General features: G+C 40.5%; 16 protein-coding genes and 3 tRNA genes. 15 read left to right on the top strand and 4 right to left on the bottom strand.

Annotated features, from left to right (window positions below):
- Positions 1–21: 21 nt before the first annotated feature.
- The 6 genes from truA to prfB are packed head-to-tail and all read left to right on the top strand — an operon-like array spanning position 22 to position 7,951.
- Positions 22–804 carry a tRNA pseudouridine(38-40) synthase TruA gene (truA, locus tag THETH_RS05305; RefSeq protein WP_013932346.1) on the top strand — a complete coding sequence of 261 codons (783 nt, stop codon included), beginning with the start codon at positions 22–24 and terminating at the stop codon, positions 802–804.
- Positions 801–2,057: a hypothetical protein gene (locus THETH_RS05300; protein ID WP_013932345.1), complete on the top strand. Its 1,257-nt coding sequence runs from the start codon at positions 801–803 to the stop codon at positions 2,055–2,057. Before truA ends, THETH_RS05300 begins: the two co-directional genes overlap by 4 nt.
- On the top strand, positions 2,054–2,842 hold the full coding sequence (locus tag THETH_RS05295) for a TlyA family RNA methyltransferase (RefSeq protein WP_013932344.1): 789 nt from the start codon (positions 2,054–2,056) through the stop codon (positions 2,840–2,842). Before THETH_RS05300 ends, THETH_RS05295 begins: the two co-directional genes overlap by 4 nt.
- Positions 2,839–4,236 (top strand): hypothetical protein, encoded by a 1,398-nt coding sequence (locus tag THETH_RS05290; protein ID WP_013932343.1) that lies wholly within the window; start codon positions 2,839–2,841, stop codon positions 4,234–4,236. Before THETH_RS05295 ends, THETH_RS05290 begins: the two co-directional genes overlap by 4 nt.
- A gap of 1 nt (position 4,237) precedes the next feature.
- Positions 4,238–6,838, top strand: a complete 2,601-nt coding sequence (gene secA, locus THETH_RS05285; RefSeq protein WP_013932342.1) for a preprotein translocase subunit SecA — start codon at positions 4,238–4,240, stop codon at positions 6,836–6,838.
- A gap of 9 nt (positions 6,839–6,847) precedes the next feature.
- Complete coding sequence (gene prfB / locus THETH_RS05280; RefSeq protein WP_013932341.1) at positions 6,848–7,951, top strand: peptide chain release factor 2; 1,104 nt, start codon at positions 6,848–6,850, stop codon at positions 7,949–7,951.
- Between the two features lie 6 nt (positions 7,952–7,957).
- On the opposite strand, the gene THETH_RS05275 is transcribed toward prfB, so the two are convergent.
- Positions 7,958–8,224, bottom strand: coding sequence for a cupin domain-containing protein (locus THETH_RS05275; protein ID WP_013932340.1), 267 nt, complete (start codon positions 8,222–8,224; stop codon positions 7,958–7,960).
- A gap of 117 nt (positions 8,225–8,341) precedes the next feature.
- On the opposite strand from THETH_RS05275, the gene rgy reads away from it, so the two are divergent.
- The 7 genes from rgy (at position 8,342) to tsaB (ending at position 17,406) form a co-directional block, all read left to right on the top strand.
- The gene (gene rgy, locus THETH_RS05270) at positions 8,342–11,830 is read left to right on the top strand and encodes a reverse gyrase (protein ID WP_013932339.1); all 3,489 of its coding nucleotides are present in this window, start codon (positions 8,342–8,344) and stop codon (positions 11,828–11,830) included.
- Positions 11,831–11,944: 114 nt separating this feature from the next.
- Positions 11,945–12,020, top strand: a tRNA-Lys gene (locus THETH_RS05265).
- Positions 12,021–12,022: 2 nt separating this feature from the next.
- Positions 12,023–12,110 (top strand) — tRNA-Leu (locus THETH_RS05260).
- A gap of 5 nt (positions 12,111–12,115) precedes the next feature.
- A tRNA-Gly gene (locus tag THETH_RS05255) sits at positions 12,116–12,190 on the top strand.
- 67 nt (positions 12,191–12,257) lie between these two features.
- Positions 12,258–15,023 (top strand): excinuclease ABC subunit UvrA, encoded by a 2,766-nt coding sequence (gene uvrA, locus THETH_RS05250; protein WP_013932338.1) that lies wholly within the window; start codon positions 12,258–12,260, stop codon positions 15,021–15,023.
- Between the two features lie 5 nt (positions 15,024–15,028).
- Positions 15,029–16,747, top strand: coding sequence for a CehA/McbA family metallohydrolase (locus tag THETH_RS05245; RefSeq protein WP_013932337.1), 1,719 nt, complete (start codon positions 15,029–15,031; stop codon positions 16,745–16,747).
- Complete coding sequence (gene tsaB, locus THETH_RS05240) at positions 16,744–17,406, top strand: tRNA (adenosine(37)-N6)-threonylcarbamoyltransferase complex dimerization subunit type 1 TsaB (protein ID WP_013932336.1); 663 nt, start codon at positions 16,744–16,746, stop codon at positions 17,404–17,406. Before THETH_RS05245 ends, tsaB begins: the two co-directional genes overlap by 4 nt.
- On the opposite strand, the gene THETH_RS05235 is transcribed toward tsaB, so the two are convergent.
- On the bottom strand, positions 17,403–19,805 hold the full coding sequence (locus tag THETH_RS05235) for a Lon protease family protein (RefSeq protein WP_407635686.1): 2,403 nt from the start codon (positions 19,803–19,805) through the stop codon (positions 17,403–17,405). The genes tsaB and THETH_RS05235 overlap by 4 nt on opposite strands.
- Before the next feature lie 5 nt (positions 19,806–19,810).
- A complete protein-coding gene (locus tag THETH_RS05230; protein WP_013932334.1) occupies positions 19,811–20,008 on the bottom strand; it encodes an FmdB family zinc ribbon protein in 198 nt (65 codons plus the stop codon).
- Positions 20,009–20,211: 203 nt separating this feature from the next.
- Between THETH_RS05230 and rpsB the strand changes: the two genes are divergently transcribed.
- Both rpsB and miaB read left to right on the top strand, forming a co-directional pair.
- Positions 20,212–21,006: a 30S ribosomal protein S2 gene (rpsB, locus tag THETH_RS05225; RefSeq protein ID WP_013932333.1), complete on the top strand. Its 795-nt coding sequence runs from the start codon at positions 20,212–20,214 to the stop codon at positions 21,004–21,006.
- A gap of 34 nt (positions 21,007–21,040) precedes the next feature.
- Positions 21,041–22,342 (top strand): tRNA (N6-isopentenyl adenosine(37)-C2)-methylthiotransferase MiaB, encoded by a 1,302-nt coding sequence (miaB, locus tag THETH_RS05220; protein WP_013932332.1) that lies wholly within the window; start codon positions 21,041–21,043, stop codon positions 22,340–22,342.
- A gap of 238 nt (positions 22,343–22,580) precedes the next feature.
- On the opposite strand, the gene THETH_RS05215 is transcribed toward miaB, so the two are convergent.
- Complete coding sequence (locus THETH_RS05215) at positions 22,581–23,915, bottom strand: cyclic 2,3-diphosphoglycerate synthase (protein ID WP_013932331.1); 1,335 nt, start codon at positions 23,913–23,915, stop codon at positions 22,581–22,583.
- Between the last annotated feature and the right edge of the window lie 185 nt (positions 23,916–24,100).

The following is a 24,100-nucleotide window of genomic DNA, read 5'->3' as shown; positions in this document are numbered from 1 at the left end:
AACAAAAAGGGGGTTGTGAAGGTGAAAAAGTTTGCGGCTGTGATCTCTTACGATGGAAACAACTTCTTTGGTTTTCAACTTCAAAAAGATGTCAGAACAGTTCAAGGTGTGATAGAACAAGCTCTTGAAAGGATTTTTAAAACAAAAATTTCTGTCGTTTGTGCGGGAAGAACAGATACTGGCGTGCACGCCGTAGGCCAGGTCATAGCCTTCGATTGCCCATATGATATTCCCCCTGAAAACATGAAAAACGCTCTCAACGCGAACTTGCCGGACGATGTGTATGTTAGAAAGGTTATAGAAGTTCCAAAAGACTTCAACCCAAGATTTTGTGCAACTCGTAGAATATATCATTATTTCATCTACAACGGGAAAACCCCGAATGTTTTCACAAGAAAATATTACTGGTGGTTTCCATACGAACTCGACGTTAACAAAATGCGCGAAGCGGCAAAATATCTGGAAGGAGAACACGACTTCAAAGCTTTTGCAAAAACTGAAGGTAACGAAAAATCAACGGTTAGAACGATTTATCGAATTAGAATACTTCGACTTAGGAAAAATTTGATTCTGATAAGAGTTGAAGGCAGATCTTTCCTAAGAAGGATGGTTAGAAACATCGTTGGTGCTTTGGTAAAGGTTGGGGTGGGAGTATGGGAACCAATAAAAATAAAGGAAATATTGGAGTCAAGAAATCGATCGCTGGCACCTGCTACCGCGCCTGCACATGGGCTTTACTTGTACTCTGTGGAATTCTCGCTTTCGCCCAATACACAAGAATCGACTTCTTCGGACGAGAGTTGATAATTCACGAAGAAAACGGTGTGATTTATTACGTTGGTTTCGACGAGCCCGAAGATGATGACCTTGATCTCATTCTTCAATGGAAAACTTTACCTGTTGTAAGCCTTCTTTACGATGGTCCGCGAGATTTAAAAGACGCTGTAGAAAAGGTTCTAAACGAAAAAGGTGTATTAGTTGGATGGGGAGATGTTTTTTACGTAAAACTGAGAACAGGATATGACATGTTCAACGTGAAGGTTAGATACAAAAACAACGTTTTGCAAAGTTTTGGAAAAGTAGAAGATTTTGATGAAGAATTCGGGAAAATGGTATCTTTTTTCTTTCCAGACAACGTTGTTCCAAGCGAAGGATATGTTGTCAAGATCGCCGATGAACAAATTGAAATTTCAAAAATTCCAAATGTGATCAAACCGGTTACTTTTGACTTTGAGCAAAAACTCTACGCGGTTACAATATTAGGGCAAAAGTTCTTAGTAGAAGAAGGTTTTCACAAGTTCCTTGGACAAGTTGTTTACGTTGAAAGCGACATGGATATAAGTCCAACGAACTTCTTTCCCGACGCTGAAATGGTTTACAAAGCTTCAAAGGGCTTTTACATATACAAAGACCAAAAGTTGTACACGCCGGATGGAAAAATAATAAATACGCAAGAACCTTTTGACATAACATCGGATGGACGTATTCTACAAAAAAGGTACACTCTCAAAGTTGAGGGAAGCACTTTTTCCTCGACTTTGATTGGCAAAATAAAAGATTTTCTTTTGTTTGCAAGTGGTGTGATTGCTCCAATCGATCTTTCTTGGACCATGAGAATATCTGGTCCTGTGGTTGAATGGTGTGCAGTAGGCGACAAATTGTTCGTACTTGATTTATCTTCGTACTTGCGGATAATAGATTTGAAAACAAGAAAGATTTTGCTTGAAAATCATTTACCATTTGCTTGGGCAGTTGCCACTGATGGTAATTACTTATACGTTGGATTGGAAGAAAAAATCTTGAAGTTGACGCTAGAAGGAACCATTGTTGAAGAAATAGCTGGAAAAAACTTTGGCGTTTGGAAAAACGGTTTAGAAATTTTCGACGAATCAATTCAAGTCGTCAGGTCAGGTGATGTATTTGCAATCTTGCAAAATGGAAAAACTAAAATTTACGCTGACACCATCCATTTTTTCGAAGACGTAAAAAAGATAAGGTTTTTCGAATGGGGAATAGTAGTGGTGTGTTCTAACGGTTGCTGGGTGGTGAATAGATGAGGATTAGATTGGATCTTTTGCTTGTGAAAAAAGGACTTGCAAAAACAAGATCGCAAGCAAGGGATCTTATAAAACTTGGAAGAGTTTACGTGAACAATTCGATATGCAAAAAACCAGGGAAGTTGGTCGATGAGCAAACCGAAATCAAACTATCTTCAGAAAGAATTTTTGCAAGTAGAGGTGGAGAAAAACTTCAAAAAGCTTACGAAACTTTTGAAATAGATTTCGAAGGAAAAATTGTTTGCGACATAGGTGCATCAACAGGGGGCTTTACACACTTTGCATTGCTGCACGGTGCCAAAAAAGTTTACGCTGTGGATGTTGGCACAAATCAACTTGCGGAATTCCTCCGAAAAGATCCAAAAGTTGTATGCATGGAAAATCAAAATGCAAAGGATTTGAGAAAGGATCTTTTTGAAGAAGAGATCGATATAGTTTTGTGCGATGTCTCATTTATATCCGTAACACAAATACTTGGTCAAATATCTTCGATTCTCAAAGAGGAAGGTGACGCAGTTATATTGGTAAAACCACAGTTTGAAGTTGGATATCGGTTGAGAAAAAACAAAGGAGCACATTTTGAGGCAATAAAAAGAGTAATTGAAAAGGCACAAGAATTTGGATTAATTGCTGTTAATGTTACATATTCCCCGTTGACTGGTGGCGATGGAGATATAGAATATTTCTTGCACCTGAAGAAGAAAAATATGAACCCTATCGACGATAAGGTTGTCTTAGATACGGTTGAAAAAGCCTGGGAAAAATTCAGGGGTGAATTGGGATGAAAAAAGCTTTTTTGCTGTTAATTTTGCTTGTTACTTTCATAGGCCTTGCAAGCGATATTGTAAAGTTCGTTCCAAAAGACTACGATTTCTTTTTGCTTTTCAAAGACAATGAAAAAAATTTTGCAAAGCTTTCATCCGTGCCTTTTTTTAACTTTTTGCTCAAGGAAGATGGGCTTGGTGTTGAAAAAATAGTTGAAAGCTTGCTTGAAAACATCAAATATTCGCATGGAGTATCTCCAAAGGTTTTCTACGAAGCATTTTCGAAGGAAGTTTTGTACGCCTCAAAGGGGACAAAGATCGATCTTAGCTCTATTTTTTCACTAGATCCAAATTACTACATAGAGGTTTTCAAAAACATTGGAGTCAATTCGATTGTGGTTTTGCAAACTGATAAACCAAATGAACTGATACGCTTGTTTGCAGCGGTGATGAACTTAAAGCTAAGTTCAAATGAAGGAACTTGGATTCTGATCGACTCTGATGTGGCAATTTTTGCAAGGTACATCGAAGGATATTTAGTTTTTGCGGGTAGCAAAGGGGCTTTGGAAAAAGCCATAGACGTTTACGATAGGCCAAACGATCAACTGTTGAATGAATTCGAGCAAATAAAAGATTTGCTTTCCTTAGATAGCTGGTTTTGCGGTTTCTTTAAATCTGATTCGTTTTCCTTCAACACTGCCAATCTTTCTTTGGAAAATACCGCGATGGAGTATACAACAGTGAAGGGTGAGATAACCAGCGATTCTTTAAGGGTGACCGTGGGACAGTATTTGACGAATCTAGAGGTTTTCAGACGCAACGTATCCGGTGTTTCCACAATGTTGGGAATGCCATTCATTGGAAACTATGCTTTCTCCGCAACAGCTTCAGGTCCGCTTGACATAGCTAAGAACATATCTTCTTGGTTTGAAGGAGCACAAGAGGAGGTTAAGAAAATCTACGAGATAGTTTCTTCGATCTTGGAAGTCAGTACAGATAGAGTGTATGTAACTGGTAATTTGTACGGAGAAAAGATTCTTTTTGCAGCGATCTTTCAACTTCGAAAAGAATATGACTTTAGCAATTTGATAAAATATGGGGCGAGGAATTTTGGGAACGAAATCAGACTGCCGATATTCGACGGATACATTGCGTTCTTCACGCAAGGTAAAAACTTGATAATGACCAACATGTCAAAAGATGAATATGAAAAGCTCGCTTTGAGAAAAAAGCTGAGAGACGAAGCAGCTTATCAATACTTGTCAAAACGTTTTCCAAGTTCTGATGTAATGAGAATATACGTAGACCTTGGTGACCTTTTCCAATCGATGCTTGGGTTGAAAGCCAAAGGCAAACTTCTCTTTTCAGGGTATGTAACAAAGGATGCCGTGGTCTACACTGTTGAGGTGATGTAGCATGCCCTTGAAACTTTTCGATAAAAATACCTTTCTTTTGAAAAGGTATTGGAAAATGGTGCAAAAGATAAAAGAAAAAGAGAAGATATATTCAAAAGCCACAAATCTTGAGTTGATAAACGCTGCTAAGAATTTATCCGACCCAAACGATCCGGCGACTCTTTACGAAGCTTACGCAATTTGCCGAATCGTTGCCAAAAGAACCATCGGTTTGTATCCGTTTGACGAGCAACTTCTTGGGGCAATAGTGCTCCACGAAGGCAAGATAGCTGAAATGAAAACAGGCGAAGGAAAAACACTCGTTGCGACGATGCCGCTTTTTCTCAATGCGCTTACAAAAAAAGGTGTACATCTTGTGACCGTCAACGATTACCTTGCAAGACGAGATGCACTTTGGATGGGTCCAATTTATCTGTTTTTGGGCATGAGAGTTTCCGTGATAAACCAACTTGGAAAATCTTACGAGGTGGTTTGGAAGAACAAATCACTTTTTGAGCAAGCTGTAGAAAGAAATCTGTCCGTCTGGCCAGAAGGTTATGAAGACGAGGTTCTGAAAGATTCTACGAAAAATCAAGAGGCACTAGAGGCTTTCGCGGTGGAGTTAGTGGAGATAACAAGGAAAGAAGCATATTTGTGCGATATAGTTTATGGTACCAACAACGAATTTGGATTTGATTATCTTAGGGATAACCTTGTGTTGGATTTAAGCGAAAAAGTTCAGCGAGGACATTTCTACGCGATAATAGACGAGGTCGACAGCATTCTCATAGACGAAGCCAGAACACCTTTGATCATTTCAGGACCAGCCAAAGAAGGAGCTGCGGTTTACAAACGATTCGCGGCTCTGGCGAAGCGCTTTGTCAAAGACGAAGATTTTGTCGTTGACGAAAAAACCAGGACCGTATCTTTGACCGAAAAGGGTATTGAAAAAGCGGAAAAACTGATTGGTGTGGAAAATCTTTACGATCCAAACAACGTCAAACAGCTTTACCATCTTTTGAACGCTTTAAAGGCTTTGCACTTGTTCAAACGCGATGTCGACTATGTGGTTATGAATCAGCAAGTGATAATAGTCGACGAATTCACTGGAAGGCTTTTACCAGGCAGACGCTACAGTGGAGGACTGCACCAAGCAATTGAAGCAAAGGAAGGGGTACCAATCAGGGAAGAAACGATAACTTATGCCACGATAACTTTCCAGAATTACTTTAAGATGTACGAAAAACTCGCAGGTATGACGGGAACAGCGAAAACTGAAGAAGAAGAATTCAAACAACTCTACGGCATGGAAGTTGTGGTCATCCCAACTCACAAACCGATGATAAGAAAAGATCATGAGGATCTGATCTTTCGAACTCAAGCAGAAAAATACCAAGCCATCGTTAAAGATGTCTTGGAAAGGTACAAAAAAGGACAACCTGTTTTGATTGGTACTACTTCCATAGAGAAAAGTGAGCTTTTAAGCGAAATGCTTCGAAAAGCCGGTATACCCCACCAAGTTTTGAACGCAAAACACCATGAAAAAGAGGCAATGATCATAGCTCAAGCTGGCCAAAAAGGCGCTGTAACCATCGCAACAAACATGGCTGGTAGAGGTACTGATATAAAACTTGGCGAAGGAGTTGCAGAACTAGGTGGCTTGTACGTTATAGGAACAGAACGTCACGAAAGCAGAAGAATCGACAACCAATTGATCGGAAGATCTGGAAGACAAGGCGATCCGGGAGAATCAAGGTTTTACCTATCGCTTGAAGATGATCTTTTAAGGATTTTCGGTGCAGAACAGCTGGAAAAAATTATGAATCTTCTGAAAATACAACCTGGTGAGCCCATATACCACCCGATGTTGACAAAACTGGTTCAAACTGTCCAGAAGAAGGTTGAAGGAATCAACTTTGCCATAAGAAAACAGTTGATGGAAATGGACACAGTCTTAGATGCACAAAGAAAATCAATATATTCTCTAAGAGATCACATACTTGGATGTGACGAAAAAGAATTGGATGAATACGTATCGCAAATCTTTGAAGGCTTTATAGATACTCGTATCTCGCAGTTCTCAGAAGGCAAACAACTCAACTTTGAGGCTTTCGAAAATTCCTTAAGGATTTTGCCAAAGGGAGTGCTGCAACTAGATTCGATCAAACAAATGGATGTCGAGGAGATCAAACAAAACCTAATTGAGCAACTAAAAAAGGCTTACGTTAGAAAGAAAGAAGAAATAGGGGCTGACTACGTCAAATTCATGAAGTTTCTCATGGTTAGAATAATAGATGACAACTGGCGGCAATATCTTGAAGAAGTTGAACACGTAAAGGAAGCTGTGAACTTGAGAGCTTATGGACATAAAGACCCTATAATCGAGTTCAAGCGGGAAACTTACCAAATGTACGACGAAATGATGGATAGGATAAACGAGCTGATTGTCACGTGGATGTTCAGAGTGGTTAAAGTGGACAGAGAAAAAAGCGAAAAAGAAGCAAAGAGAGAACTTGCCAATTTGCAATTGATACATGAAGAGTTCGACATTTTAAACAGAGCAGAACGAAGAAAGTTACAAAAGGATGGAAAAATAAAAAAGCGATTCAAGGTAAAGAGGTGAGTCGAAGTTATGATAGCCTACGAAACCAAGGTGAAAATAGAAGAACTGAAAACAAAAGCCAAAAACTTAAAACAACTTGTTGAACCGGAAAAGCTTCAAATGGAAATTCAACAAATGGAATCAAAGTTGGCTAGTCCTGATATTTGGAACGATCAAAAAAGTGCCAGCGAAATCGGAAAAAAATTAAGACGTGCCAAAAAGCTTTTGGAAGATGTAACGAAAATAGACCGAATCCTTGAGGAAATAGAAATAGGATTAGAGCTTTCCGATGAGGATCCTGAATTCGTCCAAGATGTGGAAAGAAGAGTTACAAACCTTGAAAAAATTGTAAAGCAGTTCCAATTGGATTTGATTTTGAACGATCCTATGGACCAAAACAACGCATATCTTTCCGTTCACCCAGGTGCAGGAGGCACAGAATCACACGATTGGGCACAGATGTTGCTTAGAATGTACATGAGGTGGGCTGAAAAGAAAGGGTTTGAAGTCGAATTGGTTGATTTTCAACCCGGCGAAGAAGCCGGTGTTAAAAGCGCTACATTGCTTATAAAAGGTGAATATGCTTATGGATACTTGAAACACGAAAGAGGCGTGCACAGATTGGTCAGAATTTCACCATTTGATGCTGCTGGAAGAAGACATACATCCTTTGCTTCGGTGAACGTTATCCCAGAATTGTCAGACGACATTGAAATTGAAATAAGACCTGAAGATTTAAAGATAGAAACTTTCAGAGCATCAGGACATGGAGGACAATATGTGAATAAAACAGATTCGGCGGTAAGGATCACACATATTCCAACTGGAATTGTGGTTAGCTGCCAAAGCGAAAGATCACAGCATCAAAATAAAGCACAAGCTTTGAAAATGCTCAAAGCAAGGTTGTATCAGCTCGAGATGCTCAAAAGGAAAGAGAAAATAGAGGAACTTCAAGGAGAATTGAAAGAAATTGCTTGGGGTAACCAAATAAGATCTTACATTCTCCATCCGTACAAGCTAGTCAAAGATCACAGAACAGAAGTGGAAACGGGAGACGCTGAAGCCGTTTTGGATGGAGAAATAGATTTGTTCATCGAAGCCGAGTTGTTCTATTTCGCCGAAGTTAAACTATGAGCTTTATTATAGAAAATTGTAGTGTTTGCGCACAGGTTTTTTCACATTCCAAACACATTTTAATCCCTTTTGAAAGGTGACTAAGTCACCAGGTTTTATGTGGTAAACTTTTCCATCTTCCGTTGTAACTTCCACTTCTCCTTCTAAGATGTAGCAAATTTCAGTTTCATTGTAATACCAATCGAAGACGGATACTTCTTTTGACCATATCGGCCAGTTTTTGACGCCAAGCTGACGAAGTTGTTCTTGTGTCGGTCTTTCAATTTTGACCATTTAAATACCTCCTTTGCGAAAAATGTGTTTTCAGTTCGGAAAGATTATATCATTCAAATTTTTGTGATAACATTCGAATGAAAGGAGTTAACCACTTTCAAAACAAAGGGTGGTTCTATGCCTTTGGCGATTTATAAAGAGTTTTGTCCAAATTGCGGCGGAGAAATCGAGGCTGAACGTTTGGAAAAAGGATTAGCCTGTAGCAAATGCATTCCAGATGAAATTTCAGAAACAGAATTATGCGAAATTCTTGCAAGAAAAAGCGAATTGAAAAATTACTCGTGGGTTTGCTGCTTGAAATCCTTGGAAAGGCAGTTTTGTGATTTCTTCACCAAAAATCTTGGTTTCGAACCGTGGGCTTTGCAGAGGTTGTGGGCTAAGCGGGTTCTTTCAGGAGAAAGTTTTACTCTGATCGCTCCAACTGGTGTTGGCAAAACCACCTTTGGGATAGCCATGGCAAACTTTTTGCCAGGCAAAGCTTACATTCTGCTTCCAACAAGATTACTGGTTGAACAGGTTGCCGAACGTTGTAAAACCTTCAAAGCAAAGAAAGTGGTTGCTTATACGGGTAAAACAAGCGAAAGAAAAACTATCGAGGCTGGAGATTACGAAATACTTGTAACGACAAACATGTTTTTGGCAACCAACTTTGAACTAGTTCAAGATCAGCGATTTAGTTTTATCTTCGTTGACGATGTGGATTCACTTTTGAAGTCTGGAAAAAACATAGATAGAGTCCTAAAGTTACTTGGCTTTACGGATGAAGAAATCTCACAGGCTTGGCAAAAAGTCTCTGGAAAACTTTTGGAAGAAAAAGAAGAAGAAACCATGGAGGAAGAGGAAGAAAATATTCTGGAAGAATCGTCACAAGAAGATGAATTTAACGAAGAAAACGTTTTGCAAACCAAAGGAAAAGGTATCTTAGTTGTATCCTCCGCCACTTTGAAACCGAAAACCCAACGTGTGAAATTGTTCAAATCTTTGCTCGGTTTTAACGTTACTCCTGTCAAATTGACTATTCGAAATGTTTGTGATGCCGTAGAATGGGTTGATGGGCCACAACAAGCACTTTACAGACTTGCAGATTGGATTAGATTCTTTGGTAAAGGTGGCTTGGTATTTGTAAACCGGGAGATGGGAAAAGATGGCGTTACAACTGTCGTTGATTTTCTGAAGCAACAGGGTATAAATGTCTCTTCCTACGAAGAATTGGATTTGGAATCCATGCGCAACGGTTTGATTGACGTAGCAGTAGGAATTGCAACCTACAACAACGCATTGGTTCGAGGTGTGGATTTGCCTGAGGTAATCCGCTATGCGATTTTTATAGATTCACCTAAGATAAGCTTTGCCATTGAGCAATTCGACAATCCGCGCAATTTTGTTCCGTTGCTTTTGGCTTTAAGGGAGGTTGTTGAGGATAAATCAAAAATAGATTTGTATCTCGAAAGACTTAGAAGGTATCAGGTTTTTAAATTTGAAAAACAACTTCCAAAACCGTTGTTGGAGATAGCAGAATATCTGAGAAAAAATTTGAACGATGAAAGTATTGTCGAAAAATTGGAAAAAGCTGAAACAATTGGATTGCAACGCAAGGAAGGAAAACTGTTTATAACCTTTGGTGATGCGGCTAACTACCTTCAAGCTTCTGGAAGAACGTCAAGACTTTATCCCGGCGGGATATCGCGTGGTATAAGCCTTATTCTGGTTTGGGATAAGAAAGCTTTTCATAGCCTTGTTCAAAGACTTAGACTTTTCTACGAAGAAGTTGATTTCTTATCGGCTGATCAGGTGAATTGGGAAGAGGAATTAAAAAACGTCGATGCCGATAGAAAGAAAATTCGCGAAATAAAAAAGCAGTTCAAACCTTCAGAACAACTTTCGTTAAAAAGTACTCTTGTCATCGTTGAATCACCCAACAAAGCCCGTACCATTTCACATTTCTTTGGCGTTCCTCAACAACGTATATTGAACGGTTTACACTTTTGGGAAATACTCACAGGGGATCGACTTTTGTCCATAACAGCTTCCATAGGACATACCGTAGATTTGATTGAAAGAGAAGAAATCTACGGTGTATCAAAAGCGAACGGTCACTTTGTCCCAATCTACAGCACGATAAAAACTTGCTCAAAGTGCGGTCAGCAAACGACTTCTGAAATTTGCAGCTGTGGAAAACAACCAGATAAAGATAAATTGACTTTGATAAAAGCTCTACAACAAGTTGCACCGCAATTCGATGAAATAATCATTGCAACGGACCCCGATATGGAGGGAGAAAAGATTGGCTACGATTTGATGGTTGCCCTTAAACCTTTCAATTCAAACATCGTGAGAGCAGAGTTTCACGAAGTAACAAGGCAAGCATTTTTGAAGGCACTCAATTCTCCTCGCGAGTTGAGCAAAGATCTGGTTAAAGCTCAAATTACAAGGCGCATACTGGATCGATGGGTTGGATTTTACCTTTCACAAGAACTTTGGAAGGCTTTCAAAAAATACAACCTTTCCGCTGGTCGGGTTCAAACACCTGTTCTTGGATGGGTTATAGATCGAACAAACTCTGCACGACAAAAAAAAGCAAAGTTGCAGATAAGTGTTAAGTCCATTTTGGAAGGTAAGACTGCTGCTTTGATCTATGAGCACGAAGATATAAATTTTGCAAAACAACTAGTTTCGATGCTTCAACAAGCACAGGTTACCTTGGAAGATGTCGGGCAAGAAACGGAAAATCCTCCTGCTCCATACAACACGGCTTCACTTCTCTCGGAGATGGGAGCTTTTGCTTCAGCGGTGGACATAATGAACACACTTCAAGAACTGTTTGAACAAGGGTTGATCACCTATCACAGAACAACAAGTACACGGGTTTCACAAACTGGCATCAAACTTGCCGAGGAATTTCTAAAACAAATGGGGTTGCATCAAATCTTTCATCCGAGAACGTACGGTACTGAAGGTGCACACGAGTGCATTCGACCGACAAAACTTTTGAACGTTGATGACTTGAAACTTTGGATTCACACCGGAAGAGTGAAATTTGAAAATCAAAACCTCGCGTTGCAACTTTACGGCAGGATACTAAACAGATTCCTTGCATCGCAATCTGCACCAGCGGTTGTTCAAAAATCAAAGTTGACGATTAAGCTTCCAGATTGGTCATACGAATGGACTTTGACGACAAAAATCATCGAACCAGGTTTTAGAACGATATTGCCAGCCAAAGTTTTCGATTTGAAACCACCACTGAAAGTAGTTTGGACAACCTTGAGATTGGTGGCAAAAGAATTGCCCTTCACTCAAGGTTCACTTGTTCAACAGATGCGCGAGCGGGGACTTGGCCGTCCTTCAACCTATGCAACAATTGTTCAAACGTTGCTCGATCGCAAATACGTTGAAGAAAGAAATGGTTATTTGTACGCCACACCGCTTGGGTACAAAGTTTATCATTGGCTACGGACAAATTATCCACAACTCACCGACGAAAGTCTTACAAGGAAAATGGAAGATGTTCTGGATGAAATTGAAGCTGGGAATGCGGATTATCAAAGCTTCTTGAGCGAATTTTACAGAGATTTTCTCCAAAAGGTCTTCGAAAACAAAACTTGAGTGAAGTTTGAAAAAATTTGAAGACTTCTAAAAATACTTATGAAGATCCACAATGGATACTTGAAAAGTACTACGTCATATGGTATCATCATGATGCAATGTCACTCTCGGGTGGACCCGCTAGCTCAGCAGGCAGAGCACCTGACTTTTAATCAGGGGGTCCTGGGTTCGAGTCCCAGGCGGGTCACCAGCGCGAGAGTGGCGGAACTGGCAGACGCGCTGGACTTAGAATCCAGTGGACGATGAGTCCGTGTGGGTTCAAGTCCCACCTCTCGCACCAAAGATGCGGGCGTAGCTCAGCGGTAGAGCGTCTGCTTGCCAAGCAGAAGGTCGCGGGTTCGAAGCCCGTCGCCCGCTCCAAAAAGCCCCGTATATTGCGGGGCTTTTTTCTTCAAAGTGTTCAACCCGAAAAAGAGGTGTACCAGCCTTGGACACGATCAGAATTAAAAACGCGCGGGTTCACAATCTCAAAAATGTCTGCGTTGAAATACCAAAAAACAAGATAACCGTTATAACAGGTTTATCTGGATCTGGAAAATCGTCGCTGGCGATGGATACGATTTACGCCGAAGGACAGAGAAGGTACCTTGAATCGTTGTCAACTTATGCAAGACAATTTCTTGGAGAACTTAAAAAACCCGATGTCGAGTCAATCGAAGGTTTGTCTCCATCCATCGCGATAGATCAAAAAAGTGTTTCACACAACCCTAGATCAACTGTTGGCACGACGACGGAAATATACGATTACCTTCGTGTTTTGTTTGCACGAATAGGAGAACCCCATTGCCCGCAGTGTGGAAGAAGAGTGGAAAAGAAAGACGTCGATCAAATCGTCGCTGATGTTTTTTCAAAGTTTTCCCCTGGAAGCAGGTTGTACATTCTTTCTCCAATAGCAATCGATAAAAAAGGTACCTACAAAAAGGAGATAACTAATTTAATACAAAAAGGTTTTGTGAGAGCAGAAATTGATGGAGAAGTTGTTCGCCTTGAGGAAGTTGGTGAACTTGACAAAAACAAACGCCACACCATAAAGTTGGTCGTCGACAGACTTGTCATAGATGAAAACGAAAGGCACAGGTTAGCCGATGATATAGAAATTGCCTTTAGGGAAAGCAATGGATTTGTGGAAATCAAAAATCCAGATACCGGAGAATCCTTGCTGTTCAGCCAGCACATGATGTGCCCCGTTTGTGGTATAGGATTGCCCGAGATAAATCCGAAGTTGTTTTCCTTCAACAACCCCTATGGAGCTTGCCCATACTGCCATGGATTGGGGTTTAAAATGGAGATAGATCCATTTCTTGTTGTCAACGAAAAACTGAGTATTGATGAAGGAGCGATTATACCGTTTGGAGCAGATGGGTATTACTCGTACCAAGTGAAAAGGTTGGTTCAACGCTTGGGTGGAAAAACAGATGTGCCATTCGACAAACTACCACAACACATTCAAGAAGCAATTCTCTTTGGATATGGAGATTTTGAAGGAGTTGTACCGTACCTTGAAAGAAGGTACAGAGAAACAGAATCTGAAGAGATCAAGGAATGGATAGAAAGGAAATTCATCGTTGAAAGAACTTGCCAGGTATGTGGTGGAAAAAAACTCAAAGCCGAGGCATTGGCGGTTAAAATAAGAGGACTAAACATAATCGAAATAACCGAGATGACGATAGAAAAAGCTTATGAATTTTTCGAAACCTTGGAAAAAACGCTTACCGATAAAGAAAGCAAGATAGCTGGAGAGCTTATCAAAGAGATAAAAAGAAGGCTTCAATTCATGATCGATGTTGGTCTTGGTTATTTGACCCTTTCAAGGAGAGTCAACACCTTATCGGGTGGGGAAGCACAAAGGATAAGACTTGCCACACAAATAGGTTCAGGACTGACTGGGGTTACATACGTTCTTGACGAACCAACGATAGGTCTTCATCAGAGGGACAACGTCAAGTTGATAAATACTCTGAAAAAACTCAGAGATCTTGGTAACACCGTCATAGTCGTTGAACACGATGAGGAAGTTATAAGAAGTGCAGATTACATAGTGGACCTAGGACCAGGCGGGGGAGAAAGAGGAGGACAAGTACTTTATCAAGGACCTGTTGAAGAACTTATAAAAAATCCAAATAGTTCGATAACTGGACAGTATTTGAGCGGGATGAAAAAGATACCAGTCCCTGAGGTTAGAAGAAGAGGAAACGGGTTGAAGTTAAGGATCATCGGTGTAAGGCACAACAACCTTAAAAATATAACCGTGGAAATTCCACTGGGAACTTTTGTTTGTGTGACCGGAGTCTCTGGATCTGGAAAATCTTCCTTGATTTTGGATACACTTTATCCCGCCTTGGCTAACCACATCTATAAAACAAAGATGCCGGTTGGAGCACACGATAGAATCGAAGGCATAGAAAATGTCGACAAAGTCATCGCCATAGATCAATCTCCGATAGGTAGAACCCCAAGAAGCAATCCAGCAACTTACACAAAGGTCTTCGATGAGATCAGGGAACTTTTTGCACTCACTCCGGAAGCAAAAGCGAGAGGTTACGACAAAAGTAGATTCAGCTTCAACTTAAAAGGTGGAAGGTGTGAAGCCTGCCAGGGACACGGACTAGTGAGGATCGAAATGCTGTTTCTACCAGACGTTTACGTTGAATGCGATGTCTGCAAAGGAAGAAGATACAACGAAGAAACCCTGCAGATCCGATACAAAGGTAAAAACATCTACGAAGTTTTAGAGATGTCCGTTCAAGAAGCTTTGGAATTTTTCAAGAATGTTCCACAGGTGTACAGAACTTTGAAGCTTTTGGATGAAGTGGGGCTTGGATACATAAAACTTGGACAACCTGCTACGACATTGTCTGGAGGAGAATCGCAAAGAGTTAAGCTTGCTTCGGAACTTAAAAAGGTTGCAACTGGTAAAACTGTCTACATACTCGATGAACCAACCGTTGGTTTACACTTCGAAGACGTGAGAAAATTGATAGAAGTGCTGCACAGGCTTGTCGATAAAGGTAACACGGTGATAGTGATAGAACACAACCTTGATGTCATAAAGAATGCCGATTACATAATCGATCTTGGACCTGAAGGAGGAGACGCCGGAGGTTATGTCGTTGCAACTGGAACACCGGAGGAAGTTGCCATGGTTAAAGAATCGTACACTGGACAGTTTTTGAAAAAAGTTTTAGGTAGGTGACCGAGATGAAGAGAATCTTTTTGATCATTTCCTTTATCCTTGTAGCTTGCGCTGCTGTTGCGTACAATTTCTTTTTTGCAAATCTGCACAGTCATACTTCGTACTCCGATGGCGTTGGAACTCCCAAAGAAGCTTACGAGTACGCTAAGAATTACCTTGATGTGCTGGCGATAACCGATCATGCGTACTACTTCGAATCAAAAATGGATGGACAAGACAAATTGCTTCTGACAAAAATGGAGGCTCTTAAAGCAACAGAAGAAGAAAAATTCGTTGCACTTTGGGGATTTGAGTGGACTGGCGGCGTTGGTCACATGAATGTCTATGGGACAGATGAGTGGATGAGCAGAAACAACGTTGATTTGTTTGGACTTTACAGGTGGATAGTAGAAAAACAAGCCCTCGCTCAATTCAACCATCCAACATCCTCTTTCGGAACGTTCTACGACTTCGAATACGATCCTGTTGCAGATGAGTTTATAAATTTGATAGAAGTCGGCAATGGCAGCTGGAGAGGTAGAACCATCACCGATGAAATGATAACCAACTTTGTAGCTGCTTTGAACAAAGGTTGGCACCTTGGCGCCACGGCAAACCAAGACAACCACAGGGCAAACTGGGGATCGGCAAACGATACACGAACGGTGATACTGGCAAAAGAGCTTACCTATGATTCCATAATGGAAGCGTTGAGAAACAGAAGAGTATACGCTTCCGAAGATAAAACGGTAAAGCTGATCTTCGAAGCCAACGGATATCCCATGGGTTCGATTTTGCAAAACGTTTGGGATTTGAACTTCAAAATCAAGGTTGAAGACGATGAAAAATTCGAAAAAATATCGTTGATCAGCCAAAGTGGAACATTGGCAGAATGGCTTCCAAACTCTGAGAAGTTTGAAATTTCTTACACCCACAAAGTACCAGATGTGTTTGAATGGTATTTTGTATATGCGGTTCAAAAAGATGGCGATAGAATAATAAGTTCTCCCATATGGGTTCACAACGCAAACGTTTATGCAGTGAACACAAAAGTAACAGCAGTTGGTAAAAACGTTGAGCTGTTCTTCGATTTGGTGAATTTCCATTTTGAACCAGAGGATGTCTTTGTAACGGCAAAAATTGCCGACAGAGAAGAATCTTTTCAAGTATTCATGAACGGTAAAGAGAAAAAGTCCAAAAAAATTTCCTTCGAAAGTTTGGCAGCTGGCTTTCACAAGTTGGAACTTTGGATAAATGGTAAAATCGCTTTTACACATGAAGTTAAAGTTACTGCGTTTACCGTAATTTTGGATCAATCTCACGAGAACGTTTATCCAGAAATTGAAGAACTACTAAAAACTCATTTAAAAGATATCGCCGATGTAAAACTCAACTCAAGATATTTCAGGAAAATACCAACAGACGCAGATTTGATCGTAATTCCACTGCCGAAGTCCGGTGCTTTCAAAGAAGCGGCAGAGCTAAACTCTTTTGAAATAGAAAGTCTCAAACAATATTTAAAAACTGGTGGAAAAGTTCTTATTGTCGCACTCAAAGACTCGATTTTTGAAGAAAGTTATCAAAAATTGGTTAAAACTTTCGAAGTTCAGATTGATCTCAAACAAATTTTAGAAAATGTTTCGACAGAATGTGAGGATTTAGTTTTGATAAACAAATCTGGTGGTTTTGTCTTTTTGAACAATTTTGAGAAACTTGTAGAAATCTTGAAAGGAATGGTTGAATGAAAATTTTAGCCCTCGATACTTCAACAGATGTTCTTGTGGTTGGTTTTAAAGATGAAGAAAAGTTTTTATCGTTAACCTACAAAGGAATCGAAAGACATGCCACAAAATTGGCTCCGATGGTAAAGCTTTTGCTGGATGCAGCACAGGTTGAACCGGCAAAAATAGACGTTCTTGGATGCGGTGTTGGACCAGGCAGCTTAACTGGTTTAAGAATCGGTATTTCTTTTGTTCAAGGATTGGCTTGTGCTTTTGGAAAAAAGATCACACCAGTTGTGTCGGCAAAGGTCTTGGCAAAGAACTTTTCCACTTACGATGGAGAGATAGTGGTGGCAAGAAAGGCACGAGAAGGTTACGTTTACATAGCCTGCTACAAGAACGACGAACAAATCGTTGAGCCCACGGTAAAACAAATCGAAGAAGCGAAAAAAATCGTTGGTGAAATGCAAAATCCCATGATTGTGGGCGATGCGAAAAAGTTCTTTTTGGATGTTGCCAAACTTGCACCGGATGCGCTTGAAAATATAAACGCTCAGATATTGATTGAAGAAGTCGAAGCACTGACAAAAAATGGTTCAAACTTTGAACCAGCGTTGGTTCAACCACTTTATTTGCAAAAATCAATCGCAGAGATAAATTTTGAAAAAAGAAAACAAGGTTAACCTCTTTTCTTTCTTCTGTTTTTGCCTTTCCTCTTTGCCTTCTTTCCTGCTTCAATTTTTTCCGCCATTTTGTACGCTTTCTCGAGTGCTTTTACAACTAAATCGTTCACTGTACCTTTTTCGAATTTTCCAACCCCAATTTGTTTACCTGGTTTTCTTCCGGTGAGAATCTCTATTACCTCATCGACGTGTTCAACGGTCCAAATGTGGAATAAACCTTTTTTAATATCTTCAAGTACCTCATCTTTCAAAACCAAGTTTTCCAAATTTGCCTTGGGAATTATAACTCCTTGTTCTCCTGTCAAACCTTGCAACTTGCAAGCTCTATGAAAACCTTCCACCTTTTCAGTTACACCACCAACTGGTTGAGCCTCTCCGTTTTGGTTCATAGAACCTGTAACGGCTATTCCTTGCTTCACTGGAACATTGGCTATGGCTGATATCAAAGCCACAACTTCTGCCAAAGATGCGCTATCGCCTTCCACTATGCTGTAAACTTGTTCGAAGTTCAAAGTAGCGCTCAAAGTAAGCGGAAATTTTTGCACATACCTTTGACCGAAAAAGCTTGCTATAGTCAAAACAGCTTTGCTGTGAATTCTGCCGCTCAAATCAGCTTCCCTTTGCAAATCAACCACACCAGGTTGACCTAGGTGAACTTTGGCCGTGATCTTAACCGGTATACCAAAGGAATAATCTCCAAGATCCAAAACGGTCAAGCCATTCACTTGTCCAACTTTTTCCCCGGTTGTTTCTATCATCAAATATCTTTGCAAAATGTGCTCATCGTACTTTGTTTGAAGTAAATTGACCCTTTCTTCGGAGCGCTCGAAGGCTTCTTTGACATCTTGCTCCTCAACGATTTTGCTTCCCCTCTGGCTTGCTATCGAGCATGCCTCTCGTATGAGACTGCTTATTTCTCCAAATCTCATAGAAAATTTTCTCTTATCGGCAGCAAGCCTTGCGGAATACCAAAGTACGCGCCGCACAGCTTCTCTGTCTAGTTCAGGCAAGTTGTACCTACAACAAACGGATGAGATAAACCCAAGATATTTTTGAACATTTTCGGCGTTTGCATCCATTTCCCAATCGAATTCTCCTTTTATTTTGAAAAGCTTTCTAACGTCTTCATCGTATTCGTACAGCAAATAGTAAATCCTTGGGGTTGCGATCAAAAAGACCTTGACATCCAACGGTATCGATTGAGGCCTTAAGGACACTATGTTTGAGAATCCAAGGGCTGTTTCCAAATTTTCCACCACTATTTCTCCCGAAAGAAGGCATCTTTTTAAACCTTCCCAAGCGAACGGATTTCTCAAAACGTTTTCGGCTTCCAATATCAAAAAACCACCGTTGGCTTTGTGAAGAGCTCCTGGCTTGATTAAGGTAAAATCGGTAAACAACATACCAGAGCGGCTATAGTATTCTACCTTTCCAACCAAGTTTGCATAAGTTGGGTTTCTTTCAAAAATTACCGGTGCTCCAAATGTTTGCGAATTATCAACGAACAAATTCACCGAATAACGTTTTTTAAGAACTTCCTTGAATTCTTGTTGTTCTGTTTTAAGCTGAACCAGATTATCCAATATATCCTTTTCAACTTCTTTCAAGTATTCAACTACGCCTTCGTTTTCTTCGTATTGCTTTATCATTTCCTCAAACATTGAACCAACGGTAAACAGAGCGGCATACTTATCTAACTCGATCAATTTTTCTTTGTATTCTCTATCCAGTTTCCTGGATTTGTAAAGAGTTCCTTCGATGATGTGTTTAAGTTTTCTGCTATTTTCGTTGAAAGCGTTTTTGACCTCCTCAGGCAAAGTTTCCAAAACTTCGGGTGTAACAGGTTTTCCTTCGTAAACGGGAACAGTTATGACCCCAGTTGGAGTCAATTGGACAGCAAAACCAAGTTGCGCGGCTTTTTCTCTAAGTTCTTCCCAAAGGCGCGTCTTTCTCGCCATGTACTCATCTTCCAATTCTGCTTTTTTTGCAGCATAATCTTCGCTTTCAAACATTTTCTCTATAGCTTCTATAACATCTTCGGCTAATTTTTCCATATCCCGTTTGAACTGCACACCTTTTCCTGGCTCAAGGGAAATCGCTTTTGGCTCAGATGGGTTTGAGAAATTGTAAACGTAAATCCAATCCTTTGGTTTGTTCATCTTAATGGCTCTTTGCATGAGAAAGTTTGTCACAAGTGTTCGTCTTCCAGTTTGTGGAACACCAACTACAAAAACGTTGAAACCCCTTTCGTTTATGTTCAAAGCGGTTTCAAAAGCTCTTATTGCCCTCTCCTGACCTATGAAACCTTCAAAAGGTTTTATCTCCCCAATGGTTTTGAACTCAGGTAAATAGGGGCTGTTGTAAACAAGATCATCATAAGTGGCCTTCAAGGCAAACACCTCCATCATTTGGAAGAACAGCCAGAACAACCGCTACAGCTTTGCGCTGAACAAGAACTGTTTCCACCCTTTATTTGAACCTTTGGAATTTGTTTCTCCATGGGTTGTCCGCAATCTGGACATTTTGGATCTGGATCATTGATACCCTTTAAAACCGTCACTTCTTTTTTGCAGCTTTGACATAAATATCTGTATATAGGCACAAAGCCACCTCCTCAATTTAAATAATACTACCAACAAAATGTCTTCACAACAGAGTGAAGTGAAAATTAACAAAAACGTGTATAATATAGGATGCTTTAAAAAAAGCACGTCCTCCGATCCCAGGCCTCGGTGCCCTTGCAAAAAGGGTCGGCTTTGGGAGATGACGAGGACGAAAAGATTAACCAAATCTGGAGGTGTTGTGATGCCGGTTGTAACGATGAAACAGCTACTTGAAGCGGGAGCACATTTTGGTCACAGAACCAGAAGATGGAATCCAAAGATGGCTCCGTACATCTACGGAGAAAGGAAAGGTATTTACATCATCGACCTTCAAAAAACTTTGAAACTCCTTGAAGAAGCTTGTGATTTTGTAAGGGCCAAAGCAAGTGAAGGAGCAACCATGCTTTTTGTTGGAACAAAGAAGCAAGCTCAACATGTTATAAGAGAAGAGGCTAAAAGATGTGGTGCTTTCTACGTTGACAACAGATGGCTTGGTGGTCTTTTGACAAACTTCAACACCATCAAAAACAGGATAGCAAGGTTGATTGAACTTGAACAAATGGAAGAAAACGGTGAACTTTCCAAACTCCCCAAGAAAGAACAAAGCAAAGTTCGTAGAGAATTGGAAAAACTCAGAAAGAACTTGGGTGGATTGAAAGGCATGACAAAACTTCCCGACATAGTTTACATCGTTGATCCAAGAAAAGAAAAGAACGCCGTTGCTGAAGCAAACAGGTTAGGCATACCGATAGTTGCCATCGTTGACACAAACTGTGATCCTGATCCAATCGATTTTGTCATACCCGCCAACGACGATGCCATAAGATCGATAAAACTGATTACCTCAAAGATAGCCGATGCTTATCTTGAAGGTAGAGAAGGTGTATCCTTCGCCGAGCAGCCTGAAGTGCAAGCGCAATCTGAAGAAATGCAGGTTAGCGAAGAATCCTTGGACATCTCCGATCTGTTCGAAGAAACTGAGTTAGAGGAGGAATAAAAGAAGGGGCTGCAAAGCCCCTTTTTATAAAATTATGAAGATTTACATAAAAACTTATGGCTGTCAAATGAACGAAAATGACACAGAAATCATGGCGGGAATATTAGCTCAAAAGGGTCATCAAATTGTGGATGACCTAGATCAAGCTGATGTTGTTATTTTAAACACTTGTGTCGTTAGACAAAAATCCCAGGATAAATACCACTCAGCTTTGGGACAGCTTTTGAAGATGAAAAAAGAAGGAAAAATAAAACTCGTTGGTATAAGTGGTTGTGGGGCCAACTTGGAAGCAGAACAATTGATAAAAGACGGGGCAGATTTCGTGCTAGGTTCTAGATCAATTCTCGCTGTGGCAGAAGTTTTGGAAAGAGCCGCATCAGGAGAAAAAGTAATTTATTTGGAAGATACCATATGCTCAGATATGTCTTCTTTACCGCGCTCTAGATCTTCAACACATCATGCATGGGTAACAATCATCCATGGTTGCAATAGATTTTGCACTTACTGTATTGTTCCTTACACAAGAGGCCGTGAGAAAAGTAGGCCAATGGAAGATGTTCTAGCTGAGGTTAAAAAACTTGCGGAATCCGGCGTGAAAGAAATCACGTTCTTGGGCCAAAACGTTGATGCTTATGGAAAAGATCTGAAAGATGGCACATCGTTAGCAAAATTGATAAACAAAGCAAGCGAAATTGAAGGCATAGAAAGGATATGGTTTTTAACCTCTTATCCGACGGATATAACCGATGAGTTGATAGAAACCGTGGCTAAAAATCCAAAGGCAGCCAAATCTTTTCACATCCCCATTCAATCCGGTAGTAACAGAATCTTGAGATTGATGAATCGAAGGTACACACGCGAGCAGTTTGCCGAACTAGTTGAAAAGATTAGAAAAATCGTACCGCAAGCCTCCATAAGCAGCGATGTGATAGTTGGTTTTCCAACGGAAACAGAGGAAGATCATCAACAAACTGTTGAGATTGTAAAAACGCTGCAGTTTGAGCGCCTCAACTTGGCTATATATTCCCCAAGACCAGGTACAGTCGCAAGCAAGTATTTCAAAGACGATGTTCCACGGGAAGTTAAAGTCAGAAGGTTGAATGAACTTCTAGAGCTTCAAAAGGAAATAAACAAAAAGCTCAACGAAAGGTATCTAAACCAAGTTGTAGAGCTCTTTGTCGAGGGAAAAACAAAAGACGGTCTTTACTATGGAAGAGACATAAGAAATAAAATCATCCTGTTCAAAGCTTCCGCGCTTCAAATTGGCCAGCGCGTCTTAGTAAAAATTACCCGCATTACGGCAGGTCCTCTGTACGGAGAACTTGTGACTTCCTAGCTTTAGTAATTCCACTTAAAAAAAAGCGGGCACGAGGCCCGCAGAAAGCCGTGGGGGGTGTATCTCAAGGGGGATAGGGGGGTCGTATTTGATTTTCCAACTACATTGTAACCATTACAAGTTACAAATGAAGTGAATTTACGTTCCAATTGAAATACGTTTATGTTAAGCGATAACTACGACCAATTTTGTCAGAATTTCTTCTCATTTATTTCGACCATGTTAACAACGAGATGGTTCAAAACTTGTTGCACTTTGTTTTCACAAATTCATCCAAGATTTCTTCCAAGTTTGGCCTGCCGATTTCTTGTAATTCGTACCTTACACGTACTGCGGGTTTGTTGAGCTTCATTACCCTTCTTAAGTCCACCGGTGTTCCCATTATGACAAGATCGGCATCACATACGTTGATTGTCTGTTCAAGCTCTCTGATTTGTTTTTCACCGTAGCCCATCGCAGGTAATATCAAATCCAAGTGGCTGTACTTCTTATAAGTATCCACAATCGATCCGACTGCAAACGGTCTTGGATCGACTATCTCGCGGGCGCCAAATTTTTTAGCTGCGACGTACCCTGCACCGTAACGCATTTCACCGTGGGTTAGAGTTGGACCATCTTCAACTATTAAGACACGTTTTCCTTTTATCATTTGATGATCTTCAACGAAAATGGGGGAAGCAGCATCAACAACGATTGCCCTTGGATTCCATTTTTCGATGTTTTTCCTGACAATTTCTATGTTTTCGGGATTCGCCGTCTCTTCCTTGTTTATAACTACCACGTCAGCCATCAAAAGGTTTGTCATACCGGGATAGTAGGAAACCTCATGGCCCGCTCTGTGTGGGTCTGCAACCACTATGAGAAGATCAGGTTTGTAGAATGGAAAGTCGTTGTTTCCACCATCCCAAAGTATCACATCGGGATTTTCCGCTTCAACACTTTTCAAAATAGCCTCGTAGTCAACACCTGCATAGACAACGGATTTTCTATCGATGTGAGGCTCATACTCTTCCCTTTCTTCTATGGTGCACTTGTATCTATCAAGATCTTCGTAACTGGCAAACCTTTGGACTTTTTGCTCCACAAGGTTACCGTACGGCATTGGATGACGAACGGAAATGACCTTCAAACCTTTCGAGCGAAGTATGTCCAAAACTCTTCTTGTGGTTTGACTTTTTCCACATCCAGTTCTAACTGCACAAACGGCAACGACTGGTTTCGAAGCTTTGAGCATAGTGTGGTTTGGACCCATGAGTTTGAAATCTGCACCTGCCGCTGTAACTATAGCAGCCCTTTCCATAACGTATTGGTGAGAAAGGTCACTGTACGCAAGTATCACTTCGTCAACTTGGTATTTCTTTATGAGCTCAACAAGTTTTTCCTCCGGTTCTATCGGTATACCATTTGGATAAAGTTTTCCTGCAAGTTCTGGAGGATAAACCCTACCTTCGATATCAGGAATCTGGGTGGCTGTGAACGCAACTACCTCGTAATCCGGATTGTCCCTAAAGTACACGTTGAAGTTGTGAAAATCCCTACCAGCTGCACCCATGATGATGACTCTACGCCTCATCTAGCTTTCACCTCCATTCGGCGTTTTTTGCCAGGGTTAGTATAACAATTACCGAGGCCTATGTCATCCTTAAATATAGTCAAATTAAGGTAAACATTGGCAAATATTTATGAAAGACCATGGGATGGTTTCTCAAAACTCACGTATGCTCGGGTATGCTTCGGTATGCTTGAGTATACTCCTTG

The sequence above is a fragment of the Pseudothermotoga thermarum DSM 5069 genome, assembly GCF_000217815.1.
Classification (GTDB): domain Bacteria; phylum Thermotogota; class Thermotogae; order Thermotogales; family DSM-5069; genus Pseudothermotoga; species Pseudothermotoga thermarum.
This window is presented reverse-complemented; position numbering and strand designations above follow the sequence as displayed.